Source organism: Flavobacterium plurextorum (genome assembly GCF_002217395.1).
GTDB classification, from domain to species: Bacteria; Bacteroidota; Bacteroidia; order Flavobacteriales; family Flavobacteriaceae; genus Flavobacterium; species Flavobacterium plurextorum.
The window spans coordinates 1-23,847 of the sequence record NZ_MUHD01000028.1; the positions used below are offsets into that span (position 1 = coordinate 1).

Below are 23,847 nucleotides of genomic sequence, written 5' to 3' on the forward strand. Positions count from 1 at the left end.
TTTCTAAAATTCCGCTATTAACTTCAATGTTAAATAAGGCTAAATTTTTCCACTCTGCTTTTACGAAATTCATTTTTCACTTTAAATAACATATATCCACTAACAATAATTTGAAATAGCCCGATAAATATGACAGACAATAAACCGTATACCGTTAAATCTATAATTTTTAAGAAAGCTAATATAAAAATGATTAGAGGTATTCCAAGAAGAAAAGAATTGATGTAATTTATAGTTTTCATAGTTATTGATTTTTTTAAACTTTCAGAAAAAAATGAAAGTTTTAATTAAATTTTTTTACTTCATCATTTTGATAACCAATTTTCCTAACCAGTTTTCATTAAATTCCGTCATTTTATCTAACATATTATCTGCTTTTAAAACAAAATCATATAGTTTAGTGGTCTGGTCGACAAAGTGTTTTTCTTCTGCAGAATCTTTTGCTTCAATTGTCGAAACTTCTTTTAAGATTTTAAGAGTTGGTTTTATTTCTCTTTTGCTTCTTTCTCTCGAAATCTTTACGGCTAATTCGTCAAGATCTTTTTCGGCAGTAAAAAATTCTTTTCTTTCTCCTGTTTTGTATTCTTTATAAACAATTCCCCAATCCATTAAGCCTCTTAAGTTCATACTGGCGTTTCCACGAGAGATTTGCAGTTCTTCCATAATGTCTTCCATAGAAATAGGTTCGTTTGAAACCATTAATAAAGCATGGATTTGTGCCATCGTTTTATTAATTCCCCATTGAGAACCTAATGCTCCCCAGGTTTGTACAAACTTATTTTTTGCTTCTTTGAATTCCATGAGTCAAATGTAAGCAAAAGTTTTTAAACTTTCAAAAATAATTGAAAGTTATTTAACGAATTATAAAGTTATGTTAATTCAAGGCATTAAATTTTGATTAAATAATGCTGCAGCTATTTTTGTAAAAATCACTTTTATGGAATTATACTACACTTTTTCAGTACTTATTGTACTCGCTTCTTTCTTCGCCTATTTAAATTTGAGATTTTTAAAACTTCCTGGAACCATCGGAATTATGATTATTGCGATGTTGGTTTCGGTTGGAATTCGCCTTTTAGGAGACTCTTATTTTCCTGCTACCACAAAGCATTTCTTTGAGTTAATAAAGGAATTTGATTTCAATGAAATCTTAATGGGAGCCATGTTAAACTTTCTTTTGTTTGCAGGTGCGCTTCATGTGAATATGTCTGATCTTAAAGAGCAGAAAGTGCCAATTATGATTTATTCTACCGTTAGTGTAGTATTGTCGGCTTTGATTATTTCTATGCTTCTTTATTATATAGCACCTCTTTTGGGAATTACAATTCCTTATATATTTTGTTTGGTTTTTGGAACTTTAATTTCACCAACAGACCCAATTGTTGTGTTGGGGGTTTTAAAAGAAGCCAAAGTTCCTAAAAGAATAGAAACTAAAATTGTTGGCGAATCTTTGTTTAATGATGGAGTAGCGGTAGTAATGTTTGCTGTTGTTTTGAAAATGGCAACTGATCCAGCATTTGATATGAGTTTTAGTTCTATTGCTTGGTTATTTGCAAAAGAAGGTATTGGCGGACTTTTATTGGGAGCTGTTTTAGGATTTACGGCATCAAGGGTTTTAAAGAAAATTGATGATTATAAGGTTTCGGTTTTGATAACACTTTCGATTGTAATGGGAGGTTTTTTGATCGCTCAAAGTTTACACGTTTCAAGTCCTTTAGCAATGGTAGTTGCCGGATTAATTATTGGTAATTACGGTAAAAAAGTGGCAATGAGCGAAGAAACAAAAGATTATCTAGAGAAGTTTTGGGAACTTATCGATGAGATTTTAAATGCTGTTCTATTTTTATTCATTGGTTTTGAATTGTTATTACTGCCAGATTTGAACAAACAATTATTAACAGGTTTTGTTGCGATTTTTATAGTGCTTTTTTCAAGATTGACATCAATAGTATTGCCGTGGAAATTCTTTGATATATTTAAGTTCTTTGGAATTAAATCGGCTTACAACAAAGGCTCTTTAATGGTTTTGGTTTGGGGAGGAATTCGAGGAGGAGTTTCAATCGCACTGGTACTTTCTATGCCTGAAGGCGAATATAAAAACCTGCTTTTGGAAGTAACTTATATTGTGGTATTATTTTCAATTGTAGTTCAAGGATTGACTGTTGGGAAATTAGCAAAGAGAGTTTTGGAGAAAGAGTAAATTAGAGAATATAGAGTAAATTAGAGAATATAGAGTAAAGAGTAAAGAAAAAAGAAAAGAGAAGAAGATTTTTCTTTTAGATTATTTACTAAAAAATGGGCTGTTTCAGAAATGATTCAGCCCATTTTTTTTATTGCTCCGGTGGAGCAGAATATTTATAGAAAATATGATTTTCAAATATCAAAAAGCTCCAGCGGAGCGATATGTTATTCGTTCCTTATCGTTTATCTTCTTTAGAATAATTGGATTCTCCGTTAATATTAATTTCACCGCCTAAAAAGCGAGGTTCACGATTTCTTAAAACATCAAAGAAGGATTTGAATATAGAACCGTATTCTCTAAATGTTACATATTTATACCCAAGATATTCTCCTTTATTTGCGGAATATCCAACTGATTTAATTCCCAATTTTTGACCAATGTAAATGGCACGATTTAAATGATATTCCTGCGAAATTAAAGTGGCTTTTTTGATTTTGAAAATATGTTTAGCGCGATACATTGTAGAATATGTATCGAAACCTGCATAATCAATAAATATTTTTGTTGTGTCAACTCCGTGATTAAAACAGTAGTTTTTCATAACGGTTAATTCATCATATTCATCACGGCCATTATCTCCCGAAAGTAGAATTTTATTGATACGTTTTGCTTTCCAAAGCATAATTCCTGCATCTAAGCGATCTTTTAAATATTTGCTTGGCTGATCTCCATTTATTCCTGCGCCAAAAATAATTCCAACATCATTTTTTGGGAATTTTTTAATCGAATAATAAATGTTCTTTTTTGTTGAAGACTTTACATAGTAATTTACAGAAATAATTGCAATTAGTCCAATAATTGCAAGATAAAGGGCTATTTTAAAATATTTTTTCACGGCTTGTATTTGTAAGATTAAGATTTAAAAACACGAAGATAGTTAAAGTAAAACCAAATAAAAAAACCGAAGCGTTTCTGCTTCGGTTTCAAAATATCTAATCGGGTAGGAAGTCTAAACCAATCCTGCTCTTTTTAATAAAGCTTCTGGTTTTGGTTCTTGTCCTCTAAAACGTTTGTATAAAATCATTGGATGCTCTGTTCCTCCTTTTGAAAGTACATTGTCTTTGAATTTTTTTGCTACTTCTTCATTGAAAATTCCTTTTTCTTGGAAATATTCAAAAGCATCAGCGTCTAAAACTTCTGCCCATTTGTAGCTGTAATATCCTGAAGAATATCCACCCTGAAAAATATGAGAAAAAGCAGTACTCATTGCATTTTCTTTTACATCAGGATATAATTGTGTATTGGCAAATTGTTCCGTTTCGAAAGTTTTTAAATCGGTAATATTAGTTGGATCTTGTCCGTGCCAAGCCATATCTAATAATCCAAAACTTAATTGACGCAATGTCGCTAAACCTTCTTGGAAACTGGCACTTTCTTTAATTTTCTGTACATATTCAATCGGAATAATTTCTCCGGTTTCATAATGATTCGCAAACAAAGCCAAAGCTTCTGGTTCGTAACACCAGTTTTCCATAATCTGACTTGGTAATTCTACAAAATCCCAAAAAACAGATGTTCCAGATAAACTCGGATAAACTGTATCGGCCAGCATTCCGTGCAAACCGTGACCAAATTCGTGGAATAAAGTTGTTACTTCATTAAAAGTCAATAAAGATGGTTTTGTTTCTGTTGGTTTTGTAAAGTTGCAAACGTTCGAAATGTGTGGTCTTTCGTTTACGCCGTCTTTTACATATTGAGATTTAAATGAAGTCATCCAGGCACCGTTTCTTTTTCCTTTTCTTGGGAAGAAATCGGCGTAGAAAATCGAAACCAAATTGTTGTCAGCATCTCTTACTTCATAAGTTGTAACTTCTTCGTGATATTTATCGATATCAAAAACTTCGGTAAAAGTTAAACCGTATAATTTTTTTGCAACTGTAAATGCACCGTCTAAAACTTTTTCTAATTGAAAATATGGTTTCAGTTTTTCATCGTCTAAATTAAAAAGCTGTTGTTTTAATTTTTCAGAATAATAAGCACCGTCCCATTTTTCAAGTTGTTCGATTCCGTCCAGCTCTTTTGCGAAAGAAGTCAATTCCGCAAATTCTTTTTGAGCTGCAGGTTTTGCTTTTGCCAATAAATCATTTAAAAAAGAGAAAACTTTTTCTGGACTTTCGGCCATTCTTTCTTCTAAGACAAAATGTGCATGTGTTTTATATCCTAATAAATTAGCTCTTTCAAAACGCAGTTTAGCAATTTTTAGAACATTTTCTTGATTATCGAATTCGTTATTTTGAAATGCTTTTGCACCAAAAGCAATCGCCATTTTTTTACGTAATTCGCGATTATCAGCATAAGTTAAAAACGGAACGTAACTTGGATGATCTAATGTGAAAATCCAGCCTTCTTTTTCTTGATTTTTGGCTATTAATCTTGCCGCTTCGATTGTTCCTTCTGGTAAACCGGATAAATCTTTTTCGTTTGTCAAATGCAATTCAAAAGCATTCGTTTCTGCCAAAACATTTTCACCAAACTGTAAACTCAATTTCGATAATTCTTTGTCGATTTCTCTCAATTGGTCTTTCTTGTCTTCAGGCAAATTGGCTCCGTTTCTTGAAAAGCTTTTGTATTTTTTATCTAATAAAGTTGTTTGTTCAGGATTTAAACCTAAACTTTCTTTTTGATCGTAAACGGCTTTTATTTTAGCAAATAAAGCTGCATTTAGTGTAATGTCATTTCCGAATTCAGATAATAAAGGCGAAACTTCCTGAGCAATTTTTTGCATTTCGTCATTCGTTTCAGCCGAATTTAAGTTGAAGAAAATACTCGAAAGACGATCTAAAATGTCTCCAGAAAAGTCCATAGCAACAACAGTATTTTCAAAAGTCGGCGCATCTGGATTATTTACGATTGCATCAATTTCGGCTTTAGCCAAAGCAATTCCTTCATTGAATGCAGGAACATAATCTTCGACTTTTATTTGCGAAAAAGGCGCAGTATTATGTTTGGTATTGAAATATTGAGTTAAGACGCTCATAAGTAAAGTTTTTTAAAAGCAGTCAGTGGTCAGTTTTTAGTGTTCAGTTCTCATAAAGACAACTACTGAACGCTAAAAAACTGACCACTGATCACTAAATTTATTTATTAAGACCTTCAGCAGCTTTGTTAACAGCCGCTTTTAATTCTTCTTTATAAGAAATAATAGTTTCAAGGACTTTTTTATCGTGACTTCCGATGATTTGTGCTGCTAAGATTCCCGCATTTTTTGCTCCGTTTAGCGCCACAGTTGCAACTGGAACGCCGCCTGGCATTTGAAGAATCGATAATACTGAATCCCATCCGTCGATAGAATTACTTGATTTTACAGGAACTCCAATTACTGGAAGCGGAGACATTGAAGCGACCATTCCAGGTAAATGTGCTGCACCGCCAGCGCCGGCAATAATTACCGAAATTCCGCGAGTATGTGCATTTTTGCTGAAATCGAATAATTTTTCCGGCGTTCTGTGTGCCGAAACGATATCTACTTCAACTTCTACATTAAATTGTTTTAATATGTCGATCGCATCCTGCATAACTGGCATGTCTGAGATGCTTCCCATTATAATAGCTACTTTGCTCATGAGTTTTTTGTTTGTTTTGTTTCAGGTTTCAAGCTCTGCTGAGATTGAAAACTGTTTATTTTGTTTTAAGCTGTAAATTGAGACTAATAACTAATTTACTATGCACTAATCACTCTAATAGTATTCTTAACTTCCTCAGCAATTCTTCTTGCTTCGGCCATATCTTGATTTACAATAGTTACGTGGCCCATTTTTCTGAACGGACGTGTTTGTTTTTTACCGTAAATATGTGGTGTAACGCCATTCCAGCCTAAAATAGTTTCGATATTTTCGTAAACTACATCTCCAGAAAATCCTTCGGCACCCACTAAATTTACCATAATTCCGGCAACTTTACTGTCTGTGTTTCCTAGCGGAAGATCTAAAATAGCGCGTAAATGATTTTCGAATTGTGAAGTGTAACTTGCTTCGATCGAATAATGTCCTGAATTGTGCGGGCGAGGAGCAACTTCGTTTACTAAAATTTCATCGTCTTGAGTTTGGAACATCTCAACAGCCAAAAGTCCAACGTGATTAAAGTTTTGAGAAACATTCAAAGCAATTGCTCTGGCTTTTTCGGCTACTTTTTCGTCGATTCTAGCTGGGCAGATGACGTATTCAACTTGGTTTGCTTCTGGATGAAATTCCATTTCTACAACCGGATATGTTTTTATTTCTCCTGATGGATTTCTTACCACGATTACCGCTAATTCATTTTTAAACGGAACCATAGTTTCTGCAATACATTCAACATTTGGAAGAGTATCTAAATCAGAAACCTGACGAATAACTTTTACGCCATTTCCGTCATAACCAAATTCAGTACATTTCCATACAAACGGCATCTCGACTTCGCTCGATGTGACAGCAGATTTCAGTTCGTCTAAATTTTCAAATCTTTCAAATGGAGCAGTTGGGATATTATTTTTAGCGTAAAATTCTTTTTGAACGCCTTTATTCTGAATTCCTTTTAGAGTTTTTGGTGAAGGATATATTTTTAAACCTTCATTCTCTAATTGTGTCAATGCTTCAAGATTGACTAATTCGATTTCAAAAGTAAGAACATCAACTTGTTTACCAAAGTTATAAACTGTTTCATAATCCATTAAATCACCTTGAAAGAATTTGTTGCAGGCAATTTTACTCGGCGCTTCGTCGCTTGGATCAAGAACATAAGTTTGTATGTCAAATTTTCTGGTGTCGAACAAAAGCATTTTGCCTAATTGTCCTCCGCCTAAGATTCCTAATTTAAAATCAGAAGAAAAATAATTCATTTTGTGTTGTGTTTTTGCAAAGATACCTTTTAATCTTTTTTTAGCCAAAATTTAGTTTTTTTCGCCACGAATTAATAAAGTTTAGGAGCAGATTAAAAGGATTAAAAAGGATTTTTTTGTCGGCCACGAATTACACCAAATTTTCATGAATTTGTTTATAACTCAGTTTTAAAATTAATTAGTGAAAATTTGGTGTAATTCGCGGCTAAAAAAACTATTCAATTTTCTTTAAAACTTCTCGAGCGACGGCTTTATAAGCTGCGGAATGATCTCCGTAATCTTTGTTTAAAATAATCTGAAGTTCGGGATGAATCCAATCATAATGATTTCCCAGAACATATAAAGTTCGTATTGAATATGCTTTTGCAGCCACTTTTACATCATTTATCAGCCAATCGAAACTCGCTTCAATACAATTTTGCAGATTTTCTTCGGACATAAAAATGCTGTTTTCATCTTTTTTATAATGTGATTTTACTAAAAGCTGTGTCACTTTTGCAATTGGACGAATGGAACTTTCGTCTTTAAGGACTTTCAAATTTGAACAGAAAAAATCAAGGTGAGGCTGCAGCCAAAGCAGCTCTTCATAAGACACAAATTCGAGAATCCAGCAGGCTTTGTGATTGTTTTTGTCTTCGGGCGTAAAACAAATAGAAACTAATTCGTTAAAAAATTGAGGGCTTTCAAGAATGAACTGAGCGCACTTTAAGCGATTTTCTCTATGAGCCGTAACATAATCCAGTTTTTCTTGCAGTTCGGAAAGCATTTTTTTGAATTTGATTTAAAAATACAAATTTAGGCTCAATTTTCGGTTCTCAAATTCGAAATCTGTATCTTTGTCCATTATTTTAAATTTAAAAATAATGATACAACTTCACGATAAACAATTTGTTCCGTTTATTTCGGCTAAAGAAATTGATTTTGCTTTGACTAAATTAGCTGCGCAGGTAGAGGATGATTTTGGAGATGATACTCCAATTTTTATTGGAGTTTTGAATGGCGCTTTTATGGTCGTAGCCGATTTTTTGAAAAAATATAAAAAACCTTGCGAGGTTTCATTCATTAAAATGGCCTCTTATGAGGGAACTGAAACAACAAATTCGGTTAAAGAATTAATCGGAATCAATCAGGATTTGACTGGTAGAAGTGTTGTTGTCATTGAGGATATTATCGATACAGGAAATACGCTGGAAGAATTAAAACATTTGTTTAAAGCACAAAATGTAAAACACTTTAAAGTGGCAACATTGTTCTTTAAGCCAGAAGCGTATAAAAAAGATATAAAAATAGATTACATCGGAATTAGAATTCCGAATAAATTTATTGTAGGTTACGGATTGGACTATGATGGTTTAGGACGAAATCTTGCAGAAGTTTACAAACTAGCAGAATAATTTAAAAGACACACAACTATATATTCATTTTAAACTTCTTCGAAAATTAAGAAGTCACACAACTCACACTTATTATGATTAACATTGTTTTATTTGGAAAGCCGGGAGCAGGAAAAGGAACTCAGGCAGAATTTTTAAAAGAAAAATACAATTTAACACATCTTTCGACTGGAGATATTTTTCGTTTTAATTTAAAGAATGATACAGATTTAGGTAAAAAAGCAAGAGTATTTATGGACAATGGAGAATTGGTTCCTTGCGAAGTTACTACTGCAATGTTAATAGATGAAGTAAATAAGCATCCTAATACAGCAGGATTTTTGTTCGACGGTTACCCAAGAACAATTGATCAAGCTGAGGCTTTAGATAAGTTTTTACCAACTATTGGTTCAAGCGTAACAGCTACAATTGCTTTAGAGGCTGATGACGAGATTTTGGTAGCACGTTTACTTGAAAGAGGAAAAACAAGCGGAAGAGCAGATGATCAGGACGAAGAAAAAATTCGTGTAAGATATCAGGAGTACAATGAAAAAACAGCTCCATTAATTGGTTATTATAAAGAACAAAATAAATTCCACGCCGTAAATGGTATTGGAACTATTGAAGGAATTACAGAGCGCTTAACATCAGTTATAGATAATTTGTAGAAACTTCCCGAGATTTCGGGACTAACTGATGATTTATCCCGATAGTTGTCGGGACACTAAAAAAACTATTTTTCTTTTCTATAAAACGAGCTTCTCCCGACGCTTTGGGAGTTAACTGTTTTCTGGCGGGAAAAATTAGTTTTTTTAGCTTCGGGCTAAAAGAATACCAAGATTACAATAAAAATTAAATAACCAAACAAGTAACGAATCTACTAAAACATTGGAAATACTAATAATATTTTTTCTAATACTATTAAACGGAGTTTTCTCGATGTCAGAAATTGCATTGATTTCGGCTAGAAAAAACAGACTGGAAACAGCAGCGAAAAAAGGGAACAATAGTGCCAAAATTGCTCTGGATCTGGCGAATTCTCCAAATAAGTTTTTATCAACGGTACAAATCGGAATTACCTTAATTGGAATTTTGACGGGTATTTACAGCGGGGATAAAATCACAATGGATGTAGAAGTATTTGTAAGCGGATTTGAAGTTTTAAAACCTTATGCACATTCTATAGCAGTTGGAATTGTAGTTGTTGTTTTAACTTTTTTCTCTCTAGTTCTTGGTGAGTTGTTACCAAAACGTATTGGATTAAATTATCCAGAGGCGATTGCAAAAATGGTTGCGATGCCAATGAAAATAGTTTCTATTATCACGGCGCCCTTTATTTGGCTCTTAACAACGTCTACTGATTTTTTATTGAATGTTTTGCAGATAAAACCAACAGCTGACGGAAAAGTTACGGAAGAAGAAATTAAGGCGATTATAAAAGAAGGAACAGAGGTTGGAGAAGTTCAAGAGATTGAACAAGATATTGTGGAGCGTGTTTTTCATATTGGAGACAGAAAAGTAAGTTCTTTAATGACACACCGAAAATCTGTTGATATGCTGCCTTTGAATGCTGATAAAATCAAAGTTAAAGAGTTGGTGGTTCAGGATTTGCATGCTGTTTATCCAGTGTATAATGAGAATTATGATGATATTGCCGGAGTTGTTACTTTGAAAAATATTTTTGCCAATATTGAGAAGGATAATTTCGATTTGCGAGCAATAATGACAGATGCTCCATATTTAATGGAACAAACTACTGCATACAAAGCATTAGAGAATTTCAAAAAAACAGGAGTTCACTATGCTTTAGTTTCAGATGAATACGGAGTTTTTCAAGGATTGATTACTTTGAATGATATTTTGGAAGCTTTAGTTGGTGATGCATCAGAGTTTTATAAAGATGAGTTTCAGCTTATAGAAAGAGAAGATGGTTCGTGGCTGGTTGACGGACATTATTCATTGCATGATTTCTTAACTTATTTTGAACTGGATGAGTTGACAAATGATTACGAAGTAAACACGGTAAGCGGGATGATTATGACAGAACTCTCTCATATTCCGAAAGAAGGTGAGAAACTGATTTGGCAGAAATTTGTCTTAGAGGTCATCGACATGGATGGAGTAAAGATTGATAAAGTGCTTGTAAAAACGCTTAAAGAGTAAGGAAATTTGTTTCAAGTCTCAAGTTTAAAGTTTCAAGTTGTGTAACGCATAACTTGAAGTCTGAAAGTCTGAAACACAAATAAAAATAGCTTTCAGTTGCAATGTACGGCTGTAATTTGTACTGAAAAGCGAGACTAAGTATTTAAAATAATAGAGTTTAGAAATAGAGTTTAGTGTAATCTAAAATCTAAAATCTAAAATCTGAAATTCAAAAAAATGACAGAAGGGAATTTTGTAGATTACGTTAAGATATATGTTTCTTCCGGAAAAGGAGGAAAGGGATCTACGCATTTACATAGAGAGAAATTTATTGAAAAAGGCGGTCCTGATGGTGGTGATGGAGGTCGTGGCGGACACGTATATTTAGTTGGAAATAAAGGTCTTTGGACACTTTTTCATTTAAAGTTTGCGCGTCATATTAAAGCTGGACACGGTGGAGACGGTGGAGGAGATCGTAGTACAGGAGCAGATGGTGATGATAAATTTATCGAAGTGCCGTTAGGGACTGTTGTAAAAGACAAAGAAACTGGAGAAACTCTTTTTGAAGTTACTGAACACGGAGAAAAAAGAATTCTTTCAAAAGGTGGAAAAGGAGGTTTAGGAAACTGGCATTTTAGAAGTTCTACAAATCAAACTCCAAGATATGCTCAGCCAGGTTTACCGGGTGTTGAGATGGATGTTATTCTAGAACTTAAAGTTTTGGCAGATGTTGGTTTAGTTGGTTTCCCTAATGCTGGAAAATCAACATTGTTGTCTGTCTTGACTTCGGCTAAGCCAAAAATTGCCGATTATCCTTTTACAACTTTAAAACCGAATTTAGGAATTGTAGCTTACAGAGATTTTCAATCTTTTGTAATTGCTGATATTCCTGGAATTATTGAAGGTGCTGCTGAAGGTAAAGGTCTTGGACATTATTTCTTACGTCACATTGAGCGTAATTCAACATTGCTGTTTTTAGTTCCAGTTGATACGCCAGACATTAAAGCAGAGTACGATATTTTGGTAAATGAATTAACAAAATACAATCCTGAAATGTTAGATAAAGAACGTCTTTTAGTGATTTCAAAATGTGATATGCTGGATGATGAACTTAAGGCTGAATTGAAAGCAGAATTGGACGTGTCTTTTAAAGACGTTCCATATATGTTTATTTCATCTGTTGCACAACAAGGTTTAACCGATTTAAAGGATAAACTTTGGAAAATGCTTAATGAATAATCTACATTTTTAAATAATAGGAAAGGCGTTCTAGAAATAGAACGCCTTTTTGTTTTTAGAATGTTAAATTCGTAATAAACGAGTGCAAAATTGATATCATGTTCAATTTTGATATTCTTTAGGATGAAATAATTGTCAAAATGAATTATATTCGCAGAACTTAAACAAAATAACATGAAAAAAGTAGTTTTATTCTTGACCATGTGCCTAATGGCTTTTCCTGTAAGAGCTGATGAGGGAATGTGGTTTTTGATGTTTATCGAAAGATTGAACCATAGAGATATGGAAAAAATGGGCTTGCAATTAACAGCCGAAGAAATTTACAGTATTAATCACCATAGTTTAAAAGATGCTATTGTACAATTTAATGGAGGTTGTACAGCTGAGATTGTTTCTAAAGAAGGATTGGTGTTAACAAATCACCATTGCGGGTATAGTGCGATTGCAGAACTTTCGACTGCAGAACAAAATCATTTGAAAAATGGATTTTGGGCAAAGCAAAGAAGTGCCGAATTGAAACCAAAATCATTGTACGTTCGTTTCTTTGTTCGTATGGATGATGTTTCAAAAAGGATTTTGTCAAAAGTAAATGATCAAATGACTGAAGCTGAAAGAAACAAAATCATTCAGCAAGAAATCGCTTTGATTGAAAAGGAAAATAACGAAGGTGGAAAATACACTGTTTCTGTTCGTCCTTTCTTTCAAGGAAATGAATATTACTATTTCGTTTACCAAGATTATACAGACGTTCGTTTAGTTGGAACGCCGCCAGAAAGTGTTGGTAAATTTGGTGGAGATACTGACAACTGGGAATGGCCTCGTCAAACAGGAGATTTCTCTATGTTTAGAGTATATGCTGATAAAAACGGAAATCCTGCTGCATATTCAAAAGATAATGTGCCATTGCAACCTAAACATTACTTACCTGTAAGTATTAAAGGTGTGAAAGAGAATGATTTTGCTATGATTTTAGGTTATCCTGGGCGTACAAACCGTTGGATGCCTGCTGGCGGAATCGAGCAAAACATTAAGTTTGCTTATCCGGCATGGGTTGAAGGTGCTAAAACTGGAATGGATGTAATGAAAAAGTATATGGACAAAGATGCAACAGTTCGTTTGCAATATGCGTCTAAATATGCTTCTACTGCCAACTATTGGAAAAATCGTCAAGGTATGATTGATGCTTTGACAAAAGCTGGAACAGTAGCAACAAAAACAGAACAAGAAGATAAGTTCTACGAATGGGCAACTAAACCTGCTAATAAAGAAAAGTATGAGAATGTAATTCCTACTATCAACGATTATTACAGAGAAACGAATTTAAAAGCGACTCATGATAATTATCTTACACAACTTTTGCGTACTTCAAGCTATGCAACTGGACCAGCTAATTTAGGAAATGCTTTAATTGCATATTACAATGAAAATGATGCGAAAAAAGCGGAAATGCTTCCTAAGATTAACGCAATGATTGATAATATCTATGGCGAATTTTATGCTCCATTAGAGAAAGATGTATTGACTGCTCAATTGAATTTATATTCTTCTAAAGCGGCTGAATATGGTTTAGCTCCACAAATAGCTAAAATGAAATCTGAAAATAACGGAGACTTTACTAAGGATGTAGCAAAAGCAACTGAAATTAGTTATTTTACAACTAAAGAAAAAGTATTAGCATTTATGGCTAATCCAAAACCATTAGCGATTGTACATGATCCTTTGTATATCATTTCTAATGATTTATTGACAAAATACCGTGCTAAAACTGACGATCAGGCTAAAGCTGATGATGGTTTTGCAATTGCTTTCCGTAAATTAGTTGAAGGCTTAAGAGAATCAAAACTAAATGCGATTCAATATCCTGATGCAAACTCTACTTTGAGATTGACTTACGGAAAAGTTCGTGCTTTACCTGCAGATCCTCGTAATGATGCTAAGATCAATAATTATACTACCATGGAAAGTATGGTGAAAAAGTATAAAGCAGGAGATCAAGAGTTTGATTTGCCAGCTCGTTTGTTAGAGTTGAACAAGAAAAAAGATTTCGGACAATATGCTGATAAAGCAGGTTATATGCCAGTAAACTTTTTAACTGATAATGATATTACAGGAGGAAACTCTGGTTCGCCTGTATTAAACGGAAAAGGTGAACTAATTGGAATTGCTTTTGATGGAAATATCGAAGCGATGGCTGGAGATGTTATTTTTGATCCTAAATTACAAAGAACTATCAATGTTGATATTCGTTATGTACTTTGGATTATTGATAAATACGCTGGAGCTAAAAACATTATTGACGAATTGACGATTGTGAAATAATCTCAATTTATTTATAAAAGTAAACCCGACAGATTTTAAATCTGTCGGGTTTTTTTATGCCTGTTTTTTTAGAATTTCTACTGAACTTTTACTCGAATTCCTTTAGTGTGACTTGCAAATTCGGGAGCATACATGCTTTGAATTGTTGTAATTCCGTTAGAGAATTCTCCACCGTTATTTACTCTAATATCATATTCTATAACATAGGTTCCTTTGTTAATTTGATCAAAAAAGAAATGTGTTGCAGCATCTTTTGTACTGGTGTAATATCCTAAGCGATCTTTGTATTGATATTTAGAAAGTACATTTATAGGTTCAAAGCAAGAAGCGCGCATGTCTTTTAGATGAATATATTCTGCGTCTTCTTTCGAAGTAATAATTAATCGAACGGTAACTATGTCGCCAACTTTTAAAGGATTTTTTGAAGTGATTTTTTCTAATTGATCTCCTTTTGATGTGCTTTTCTTTAAATACAATTCTTTCGAAACTGATAAAACAGATCCTGAATTGCTTTTGATTTTATCCAAATCTTCAAAATACTGCCAGTAAACGCCTCCAAATCCTGGAACTTTAGATTTGTTTTGAATGTTTATTGATGCCATTTCTTTTTTAACTTCTTCGGCTTTCCAGTTTAATTTGATGTAACCCATTTCGGCTTCTTTTTCATTTTCTGCCAGTTTTTTAGTTACAATTTTTTCATCTCCTAATTTTATAACCGTGTTGTCTTTTACAGAAAGCCAGTCAGTACCTTGTGTTAATAAAGCATAAACAGCTTCAGTTGTCGATTTTGTTGTTGGCCAATTTTTCGTTTGTTTGTTTTTTAGCAGCCATACTTTCATCGCATCAACGGATTTTTTATCGTTATTCACTTCGGCGAAAGCCTCAATTAATAATGCCTGAGTTTCTATTGGAGACTGATACCAATACCAGCCTGATTTATTAGCAATCCAGTACATTCCCGAATCTTCGTTGTTTGATGATGTTTCTTTTAGATTTTCAATGATTTTTTTAGCGGTTTCTTTTTCGTCAAAACGATTCAAAGTCAATGCTGCTAACCCTTTCTCGTAAATAGAATAATTTATCCAATCATTTTTGGCGGTTTCCAAATAAAGTTTGACAGTCTTTTTTAACGTATCTGATAGAGGATATTTTTCTAAATAAAAACTTCTTGTATATAAATAATGAAGATCAGAATATGGATTGACCCAAATTAGTTTCTCCGAAAGTTTTAAGTCTTTGATTTTGTTTTTATAGTGTTCTAAAAATTTAGTGTCTAGAAAAGGAATTCCATTTTTTGCAATTTGGTCCGTTTTATTATTGACATCGCTGGTTTTAGTCAATTTTGATAAATGCCCAAAACCTGCCAGAATATGTCTGGTTATATATTCGCTTTCTTCGCTTCCGTCAAACCATGAAAACCCTCCTGAAGGTTTTTGTTTTTGTTTTAATTTTTCGAAAGTGGCTTCCTGAGAAGTTTTCATTTTTTCTAAATCAAATAAAAGAGCCAGATTTTTTTTCTTTTGATCTTCGGTTTGCGTGTCATTTAGCCAAGGTGTTTCGGCAAGAAGTATTGATTTTAGTTCTTCGTTTTCTTCTAGTTTAGAGATTGGTGTTCCATTTTTTCTCCAATTTTCAAAAACAGCCTCAACTTTCGGATTGTTTGAAATGATTTCTGAAGCTAAAACATTTGCATAGAAACGAGCAAAAGTCTGTTCAGAACATTCATGTTCATACTCCATTAAATACGGTAAAGATTGAATGGCAATCCAAGTTGGATTTGAAGTATATTCTAAAGTAAGTTGATGATTTTTTAAAGTCGAAGAAGTATTATTTTTTAAATTCTCGAACGTGTATTGTTTTGTGGAGTTCTCGCGTACCCAAATTGGAATGCTTTCTGTAAAGAGCATGTTGTTTGTTAGAACTGGAATAATGTTTTCTTCTCCGTCAGAAAAACGGCCTGATTTTGCTAATATTTTATATTGAATACCTTGCAGGTTTTCAGGAATAGAAATTTTCCAAGTTACTGTTGTGTTTCCAAAAGCACCGGCAGTGAAGTTTTTGATGTTTTTTGCATTGTTCATCTTAACATCAATTGGTGTCATGGTAACGGCATCAAAAAATTGTAAACTGGCAATTCCTGTTTTTGCTTCGGCAGTAATATTCGAAATTTTAGCGCTGATTACAATAGTATCTTTTTCTCTAAAAAAGCGAGGGAAATTTGGCAGAATCATGAGCTCTTTTTGCGTAATTACATTTTTCTCCAAATAAGCAGAAACGGCTTCTTTATTATGAGCCAATAAACGAAGTTTCCAAGCTGTTAAAGCTTCAGGCGAAGTAAAATTGAAACTTACTTTTCCTTTAGAATCTGTTTTTAAATTAGGCAGAAAGAACGCAGTTTCAGAAAGGTTTTTTCTAGCTTTTACTTGATTTAGAGCTTCAATAGCTTTCTTGGTAGTAATAATTATTACTCCGTTTGCGCCTTTAGCTCCATATTGCGCTCTGACATCTTTATCTTTTACAATTTCAATTTCAACAATATCATTTGAATCGAGATTTTGAATATCATTTTGTGTTACTGCTTCTCCATCAAGAATGTATAGAGGTGCCGGGGCATTTCTAGAGGCAAAGCCTTTAATTTTGTTCTCTTTTATTTTTCCAAATTCTAAAGCTATATCAATTCCAGCAGTATTGTAAACGCTGTTATCTTCTTCTACAAGAGTTTCATTAGGTAATGGTTTTTTTGATCGTAATGCTCCATATCCAACTTCTACAATTTCGTTTAAATTAGTTACATCTTCTATAAGTTTAATGTTTATGTTTTTTTTGTTTTCAGGAAAGATAGATTGTTCTTTGAAACCAATGCTGCTAAAGACTAGTTCTTCATTTGATCCAGCTTCTATTTCATAATAACCATCATTATCTGAGATTTGAATTCGTTGCGTTCCTTTTACTTGAACTGATGCTTTTGGAATTGGTGAATTCTTAGCATCAGTAATTACTCCAAAAACCAGTTTAGTATTTGATGGTTTCTTTAGTTTTTTATTCAATTCTTTTTGATATTCCCTTTGCTGGTAAGCTGTAAACGAATCATTAAAGTTAAAACCAAACCACATTAATTTGGGATTACTTTCGTTGTTCAATTGAATTTTTGCATCAATTGGATTTAAATTTTGTAAAGTATTTATTGTGATTCCAGAAGCGATATCACTTTTAAAAGTACCGCTGCTGTAGTTTAAGTGGTAAAATTGTAGAAGCGTCCATTTCTGTTCGCTAAATTGATCTAAAGAACTGTCGTACATCGAAGCTAAAACTTCAGCTTCATTTGAAGTACTAACAGCATTTACTTTAAACGACCAATTTTCATTTTTTCCAGGGTCTATTTTGCTTCTAAAAGTTTCAATATCTATTTCTAATTTTTTTTCTTCTGTTTTTAAAGGAATATCTATTTGACCGCTGTGCAGCTGATTGTCATAAACACTTTGAAAACTTATGTTCATTGCGTTTTCAAAATAATTTTTTATAGGAACTTTAATAGTGTATTGATTGTTTTGCAAATTGATATTGTCTTCATAATAAGAGATATTATGATAACTGCCGTAGATATTAATGAAAAGATTTGGCACTGTCGAGGTTAATTTTACAATTGCAAAACCATCTTTTTTAGCATCTTTATTAATTTGCTGTGCAGTAATCAGCATCCAAGGATTAGGTTTGTCTTTACTTTGAGAAAGTGACAATTTTGTTTTAGATACGATTTTGTTTTTTAAAGTATCGAAGGCTTCTAGAACAACAACATAATCTCCAGATTTATATTCGGACATAAAATCTAAAGCGATTTCTTTGTCCTTTTCGGTATTGAATTTTCTGCTGTAAACTAAAGTCCCAAGTTCATCGGTTTTTATATTTTCAATTTTTTCAAACGGAAATAATCTTTCAAATTCTTCTTTTGAGATTGTTTCTATTTCTGGTTGTTGAAATATTCTTTCTTTGAATTTATTTGAAAATGAGTTGGTTAAATATATTTTAAGATCACCATTGGCAGGAATAAACTCGCCATTTAAATTGGTACTTGTTATCTTAATTTTATTCTCGTTTTTAGTTACTATAAAGTTGGGTACAGAAGCATTTAAAACGAGTTCATGATAACCTACTTTTATCGCTGTTTTAGCCGTTTGAGTTTCGCCATTAATATCTGTTATAGTAATTTTAATGATATACTCTAAAATTGGTAAATCTTCTTTAGAAAGAGCTTCAAAAGTTTTAGCAATAAAATTTATTTCAAATTTCCCTGACAAATCTGTTTGTGTTTTTCCTTCAGAAATTGGTTCAATTCTTCCGTTTTTGTGATAATAACCGCCATGTTCAAAAACGAAAGACTTTGCGCTGATTTGGTATTCAACTTTGGCATTAGAAATAGAACTTCCTGCAAATGCTTTTGCTAAGCCTGTTAGTTTGACTTCTTTTTCAATTTGATAGGTTTCTTTTACAGGATCAAATTTAATTTCGAATTTAGGTCGTTTATATTCTTCAACCTTAAAATCAGTTTGGGAATATTCAAAATCAGCATTGTTCCAAAATGCATATTCTTGCTTTTTTATATCATATTCAAAACCATATTGATAGTCTTTAGGAGAAGCAATTTTTATGTTGAAATTACCAGTTCTTCCATTTTTTGGTAAAAGAAACTCACCCGAAAAAGAACCAAATTCATTGCTTGTAACCTCAAATTCTTTGATTTTTTTATAGTTTGGGTCAATAATTACAATTTTAAAAAACGTGTTTTTTACAACAGAAGTTATGTTTTTCTCTTTTTGAAAAGCAATTCCTTTAAAATAAATCGTTTGTCCAGGTCTGTAGATTGCTCTGTCTAAATATAGTTTTACATTTCCTTTGGGCTTTTCTTCTTGATTATTTGAACCATAGAGGTAGTTTAACGATCTTTTGTTAATTGAAAGTGTGTCGTTTGAGGTTGCAAATTGTATATAATCATCGACATAATAATTTGGTTCTGTTTTTTCGGCAAATGCTAAACCATTTTTGTCGGTTTTAAGAGTTTGGGTTGGCAGTTTTATAGTTACATTTTCTAAAGGCATTCCTGTTTTTCTGTTCAAGATTTGCAACAAGTCCTTTGAAGCTCCTTTTTGGGCTGAAACTGCAATATTGGTAATGTTTATGAAATCTGCAGAGAAAGCCTTTTGTGTTTTCGTGTCAGAATCACTTTCGATAAATGCTACATAAGAGCCTTTTTCTAATGCTGGTAAAAGGACTTCTGTTGAATACTGAAAATAATCTTTTTTCTCAGGAAGTATATAATCTTGAGTAACAACTGGTTTTTTATTTTCGAGTATTTTATGCGAACGAATGTCTACATTATAAGGGAAACTTTTTAATTCTGATAATTGATTTTGATTGATTTTGTAGAAGGATATTTTTAATTTATTGATGTTGTTGTAGTAAATAAGCGCTCTGGTGTTTTCGCCTATATAACTGTTTTTTTGAAGTTGAACGGATAAGTACTTAGCTTGTATTTGCGTTTTTTCTTGTAAAGCAAGTTTGTATGTATTCGAGTGAATATTTGAAGCCAAAATACTGTCAAGTAAAGCGACGGCCTTAATTTTATAATCAGGATGTTTTTTTTTGGAAGCAAACCTAGAATAAAACAAGGCTTTCTCTAATTGAATTTTTTGAATTAAGTTTTGATTGTCAGTGTTTTTTTGAAAATTGTTTAAAAAATAGAGATAATCAGTATTGTAAGTAATCATGTTATTTTTACAAAACCGTATTCTATTCCATTGATTTTCTAGTGTTGGACTTGTTTTTTCTAGTTTTTGATATAGTATTAATACATTTTTCAGTTCTGTATTTTTTATAAAATCGAAATTTAGATTTACAAAATCGGTTGAGCTGCCAAGTAAGTCTTTTTTATAAATATAGAATTCATTCTTTGAAATTTCTCCGACATAAATTTTTGATGAAAAATAATTTATATTTTCGGTTAAAACATAGTCATATAAAGTCTGATTTTTAAAATCATTTATAATCGAATAATCAAAAATAGTTTCATAATCTGTAAGTGGAGTGCTTTTTAAAATGGTTTCATTTTCAAGAGAATTCTTGTAGCAATTTATAATTTGGCTGATAAGAAAAGCGTCGGTCCAAGTTTTAAAATTGTCATCCTGAAAAGTAGTATCTGTCCTATTGTACGAAAAGTAAGGTTCTTTTTTGTGAAAATCACTCAGACATTTTGCATATACCAAATTCAGAATTGCTTTTGATGGTGTTGAAACACGATTAATATCTGTTTTAAGATTGTTTAAAATTTTGGTTTGTGCATTTTCATCAACGACCTGTAAAAATTTAGATTGATAGAAAAAGCATTTTATCATTTGAACTTCATCTTTTTCGGTAACTGATTTTTTGTAAATTTTGTTAACGATCGAGTTGGCAGATTTTACTTTACCTTCTTTTTCAAGAGCAATAACTTTATCCCATTTTTTGTCATTTTGCTGTCCAAAAAGAATCGTAGAAATTAATAAGAATACAAATAATATGTTTTTCATGGAAGAGTTTTAATCTATAAAGATTCAAATTTTACTTAAGCCTGTTAATAGTTCAAATTATTTAAAGATAATTTTCGCACAAATTAGCAATTTATCTTCAAAACCAAATTATACAATCTATATTTCCTTATTTTTGAAGAATAATAATTGAGTTTTGTTAGTTACTTGCTATTTCGATTAACCAATGAAACAGTTTAACGATTAAACATTTTAAATGAAAACACATTTCATCGCTATTGGCGGGAGCGCTATGCATAATCTTGCATTGGCATTACACAATAAAGGATATCAGGTTACTGGAAGTGACGATGCTATTTTTGAACCTTCAAAATCAAGATTAGAAAAGAAAGGAATTCTTCCTGCAGAAATGGGCTGGTTTCCTGAGAAAATAACTTCTGATATTGATGCCATCATTTTAGGAATGCACGCAAAAGCGGATAACCCTGAATTGTTGAAAGCGCAGGAATTAGGATTGAAAATTTATTCGTATCCGGAGTTTTTATACGAGCAGTCTAAAAATAAAACTCGTGTTGTTATTGGTGGTTCACACGGAAAAACGACAATTACTTCGATGATTTTGCATGTAATGCATTATCATAATATTGAGGTAGATTATATGGTAGGAGCACAGTTAGAAGGTTTTGATACCATGGTTCATTTAACTGAAGAGAATGATTTTATGGTTTTAGAAGGTGATGAGTATTTGTCTTCTCCAATAGATCGTCGTCCGAAGTTTCATTTATATCAGCCAAATATTGCTCTAATTTCTGGAATTGCTTGGGATCATATTAATGTTTTTCCAACATATGAAAATTATGTAGAGCAGTTTGAGATTTTTATTTCGAAGATAACAAATGGCGGAATTTTAGTATATAATGAAAATGATCCTGAAGTAAAAAGAGTTTCAGAAGCTGCGACAAACCCAATTCGTAAAATGGCTTACCATACTCCAGAATATTCTGTTGCTGATGGTGTAACGCTTTTGAAAACACCAGAAGGCGATATGCCTATTGAAGTTTTTGGAGCACATAATTTAAATAATTTGGCTGGAGCAAAATGGATCTGTCAAAATATGGGTGTGGACGAAGCTGATTTTTACGAAGCAATTGCAAGTTTTAAAGGCGCCTCTAAACGTTTGGAGAAAATTGCAGAAGGAAAAGGAAAAGTTGCCTATAAAGATTTTGCTCATTCGCCAAGTAAAGTGGCTGCGACAACAAAAGCAGTAAAAGAGCAATATCCAAATAGAACTTTGGTTGCTTGTTTAGAATTACACACTTACAGCAGTCTTAATGCAGAGTTCTTAAAAGAATATGAGGGAGCACTTGAATATGCTGATGTTGCTGTTGTTTTTTATTCTCCAGATGCGGTGAAAATTAAACAATTGGAAGAAGTAACTTATGAGCAGATTGCAACTTCGTTTAATAGAAAAGATTTAATTATTTACACTAACCCAGCTGAATTTAAGGAGTATTTATTTAACTTAAATCTTGATAATTCAGCACTTTTATTAATGAGTTCTGGAAATTACGGAGGCTTGAATTTTGATGAAGTAAAAGGTTTGATTAATTAGATAATATGTCAATTAGTTAATTTGATAATGAGATATTTTGCCGATTGTAAAACAATCGGCATTTTTTTTGAATTTATTTTTGAATAATCAATTTGACATATTATCTAATTTTCTAATTGAAATTTATAATGTCCCACAATTTTATAATCAAATAAACAGTCTTCTAGAACTTGTCCGCCGCCAATATTATGAACGATTAAATTTCGTTCTCCATCTTTTGATTTTTTATGGGTTATGATTCCAATATGAGGCAATTTGTTATTGATCATCCATGTTACGATTTCTCCTGTTTTATAATCTGATGGATTTTGAGTTACTGGCAGACTTATACCTTTTCTTTCAAAAAACACTTCAAGATTGGGTACTCTTCTATGATCAATATTAGTATCTGTTTTAGTCATTCCCCATTTTTTTAAATTAGGATACGCTTTAAAATTTTCAATCATATCTTCATGTACTTCTTTCTGAAGATCAATTCCTAGTTTTCTATACGAACGTATTATTACATCAGTGCAAACTCCTTTATTTGCTGGCACATCTCCATCTGGATATTGAATAGCAAAATAGGCAGGATCATAATCTATTGATGAATCAATTATAGATATAGCTGCGCTTGATAATTTTTGATCAAAAGTTTTCGCAGTTTCTTGTAGATTTTGAGTCTTTAAAGAATCTTTTTGTTTTTGATTGCAAGACAAGAGTGTAAGTAAGATTATGATGGTATAAATTGATCTCATTTTTAATACAGTTGTTTTTTATTTAAAGCGAATTAAAATTACACATAAAATAAATAGAATAGATTTTTTATGAATGATTTTTCTTATTTTTTAATATATTCGTCCTCCTGAAAAATAAGCTGATTTAGTTTTTCAGTTAATTGATAAATAATGCTTTTTATGAAATCAAATCATTTTCCTATTAAAAATTGGTCAGATGATGATAAGCCACGCGAAAAATTAATGCTGAAAGGGAGGGATGCTTTGAGTGATGCCGAGTTGTTGGCCATTTTAATTGGTTCTGGAAGTCGTAATGAATCTGCTGTAGCTTTGAGTAAACGTATTTTAGCGAGTGTTGACAATCTTAATTCATTAGGAAAGTTGGATATTTCTCAGTTAATTAACTTTCGCGGTATTGGAGAGGCAAAAGCGATTACTATTATTGCGGCTTTAGAGTTAGGTCGCAGACGCAGGGCAGAGGATATCATTGAGTTGAAAAAGATTACATCAAGTAAAATTGCTTTCGAAATTATGCGGCCTATTATTGGAGAATTACCTCACGAGGAATTTTGGGTGCTTTTTCTGAATAATTCAAATAAAGTGATTTCTAAAATACAGTTAAGTAAAGGTGGAATTTCAGGGACAATTGTCGACGCACGATTAATTTTTAGACTAGCATTAGAAAATCGAGCTACTGGCTTGATTTTGTGTCATAATCATCCCTCAGGTAATTTACTGCCAAGCGAGGCAGATAAAGAAATAACTCGGAGGATAAAAGCGGCTGGAGAGATTTTAGATGTTAAAATTTTAGATCATTTGATTATTACTGAAACAAAATATTATAGTTTTGTAGATGAAGGAATATTTTAA

Annotated in this window: 16 protein-coding genes; 8 read left to right on the forward strand and 8 right to left on the reverse strand. The window is 32.3% G+C overall.

The window, feature by feature from the left end; translation table 11 throughout:
* Positions 1-297: 297 nt before the first annotated feature.
* Entirely contained in the window at positions 298-801 is a 504-nt protein-coding gene (locus B0A81_RS14875) for a GbsR/MarR family transcriptional regulator (RefSeq protein WP_089058778.1), read from the reverse strand.
* A 136-nt stretch (positions 802-937) separates the two neighbouring features.
* Here B0A81_RS14875 and B0A81_RS14880 point away from each other — a divergent pair, with 136 nt between their 5' ends.
* The gene (locus tag B0A81_RS14880; protein WP_089058779.1) at positions 938-2,200 is read left to right on the forward strand and encodes a cation:proton antiporter; all 1,263 of its coding nucleotides are present in this window, start codon (positions 938-940) and stop codon (positions 2,198-2,200) included.
* 217 nt (positions 2,201-2,417) lie between these two features.
* On the opposite strand, the gene B0A81_RS14885 is transcribed toward B0A81_RS14880, so the two are convergent.
* The 5 genes from B0A81_RS14885 to B0A81_RS14905 form a co-directional block, all read right to left on the reverse strand.
* Complete coding sequence (locus tag B0A81_RS14885; protein ID WP_089058780.1) at positions 2,418-3,077, reverse strand: SanA/YdcF family protein; 660 nt, start codon at positions 3,075-3,077, stop codon at positions 2,418-2,420.
* A gap of 114 nt (positions 3,078-3,191) precedes the next feature.
* Complete coding sequence (locus B0A81_RS14890) at positions 3,192-5,219, reverse strand: M3 family metallopeptidase (protein ID WP_089058781.1); 2,028 nt, start codon at positions 5,217-5,219, stop codon at positions 3,192-3,194.
* Between the two features lie 100 nt (positions 5,220-5,319).
* On the reverse strand, positions 5,320-5,805 hold the full coding sequence (gene purE, locus B0A81_RS14895; RefSeq protein WP_089055348.1) for a 5-(carboxyamino)imidazole ribonucleotide mutase: 486 nt from the start codon (positions 5,803-5,805) through the stop codon (positions 5,320-5,322).
* Between the two features lie 98 nt (positions 5,806-5,903).
* Positions 5,904-7,058, reverse strand: coding sequence for a 5-(carboxyamino)imidazole ribonucleotide synthase (locus B0A81_RS14900; RefSeq protein WP_089058838.1), 1,155 nt, complete (start codon positions 7,056-7,058; stop codon positions 5,904-5,906).
* 214 nt (positions 7,059-7,272) lie between these two features.
* Positions 7,273-7,824 carry a hypothetical protein gene (locus B0A81_RS14905; protein ID WP_089058782.1) on the reverse strand — a complete coding sequence of 184 codons (552 nt, stop codon included), beginning with the start codon at positions 7,822-7,824 and terminating at the stop codon, positions 7,273-7,275.
* Positions 7,825-7,921: 97 nt separating this feature from the next.
* Here B0A81_RS14905 and hpt point away from each other — a divergent pair, with 97 nt between their 5' ends.
* The 5 genes from hpt to B0A81_RS14930 all read left to right on the forward strand — a co-directional run bounded on the left by hpt (position 7,922) and on the right by B0A81_RS14930 (position 14,131).
* Positions 7,922-8,452 (forward strand): hypoxanthine phosphoribosyltransferase, encoded by a 531-nt coding sequence (gene hpt / locus B0A81_RS14910; RefSeq protein ID WP_089058783.1) that lies wholly within the window; start codon positions 7,922-7,924, stop codon positions 8,450-8,452.
* 74 nt (positions 8,453-8,526) lie between these two features.
* Positions 8,527-9,099 carry an adenylate kinase gene (locus B0A81_RS14915; RefSeq protein WP_089058784.1) on the forward strand — a complete coding sequence of 191 codons (573 nt, stop codon included), beginning with the start codon at positions 8,527-8,529 and terminating at the stop codon, positions 9,097-9,099.
* A 220-nt stretch (positions 9,100-9,319) separates the two neighbouring features.
* Entirely contained in the window at positions 9,320-10,594 is a 1,275-nt protein-coding gene (locus B0A81_RS14920; protein WP_089055343.1) for a hemolysin family protein, read from the forward strand.
* Positions 10,595-10,810: 216 nt separating this feature from the next.
* Positions 10,811-11,812 carry a GTPase ObgE gene (gene obgE, locus B0A81_RS14925; protein ID WP_089058785.1) on the forward strand — a complete coding sequence of 334 codons (1,002 nt, stop codon included), beginning with the start codon at positions 10,811-10,813 and terminating at the stop codon, positions 11,810-11,812.
* Between the two features lie 174 nt (positions 11,813-11,986).
* Complete coding sequence (locus tag B0A81_RS14930; RefSeq protein ID WP_089058786.1) at positions 11,987-14,131, forward strand: S46 family peptidase; 2,145 nt, start codon at positions 11,987-11,989, stop codon at positions 14,129-14,131.
* Between the two features lie 77 nt (positions 14,132-14,208).
* Here B0A81_RS14930 and B0A81_RS14935 read toward each other — a convergent pair whose 3' ends face one another.
* Positions 14,209-20,691: an alpha-2-macroglobulin family protein gene (locus tag B0A81_RS14935; protein ID WP_089058787.1), complete on the reverse strand. Its 6,483-nt coding sequence runs from the start codon at positions 20,689-20,691 to the stop codon at positions 14,209-14,211.
* 214 nt (positions 20,692-20,905) lie between these two features.
* Here B0A81_RS14935 and B0A81_RS14940 point away from each other — a divergent pair, with 214 nt between their 5' ends.
* Entirely contained in the window at positions 20,906-22,261 is a 1,356-nt protein-coding gene (locus tag B0A81_RS14940; protein WP_089058788.1) for a UDP-N-acetylmuramate--L-alanine ligase, read from the forward strand.
* A gap of 104 nt (positions 22,262-22,365) precedes the next feature.
* On the opposite strand, the gene B0A81_RS14945 is transcribed toward B0A81_RS14940, so the two are convergent.
* Complete coding sequence (locus B0A81_RS14945; protein WP_089058789.1) at positions 22,366-22,998, reverse strand: DUF1287 domain-containing protein; 633 nt, start codon at positions 22,996-22,998, stop codon at positions 22,366-22,368.
* 159 nt (positions 22,999-23,157) lie between these two features.
* On the opposite strand from B0A81_RS14945, the gene radC reads away from it, so the two are divergent.
* Positions 23,158-23,847 carry a RadC family protein gene (gene radC / locus B0A81_RS14950; RefSeq protein ID WP_089058790.1) on the forward strand — a complete coding sequence of 230 codons (690 nt, stop codon included), beginning with the start codon at positions 23,158-23,160 and terminating at the stop codon, positions 23,845-23,847.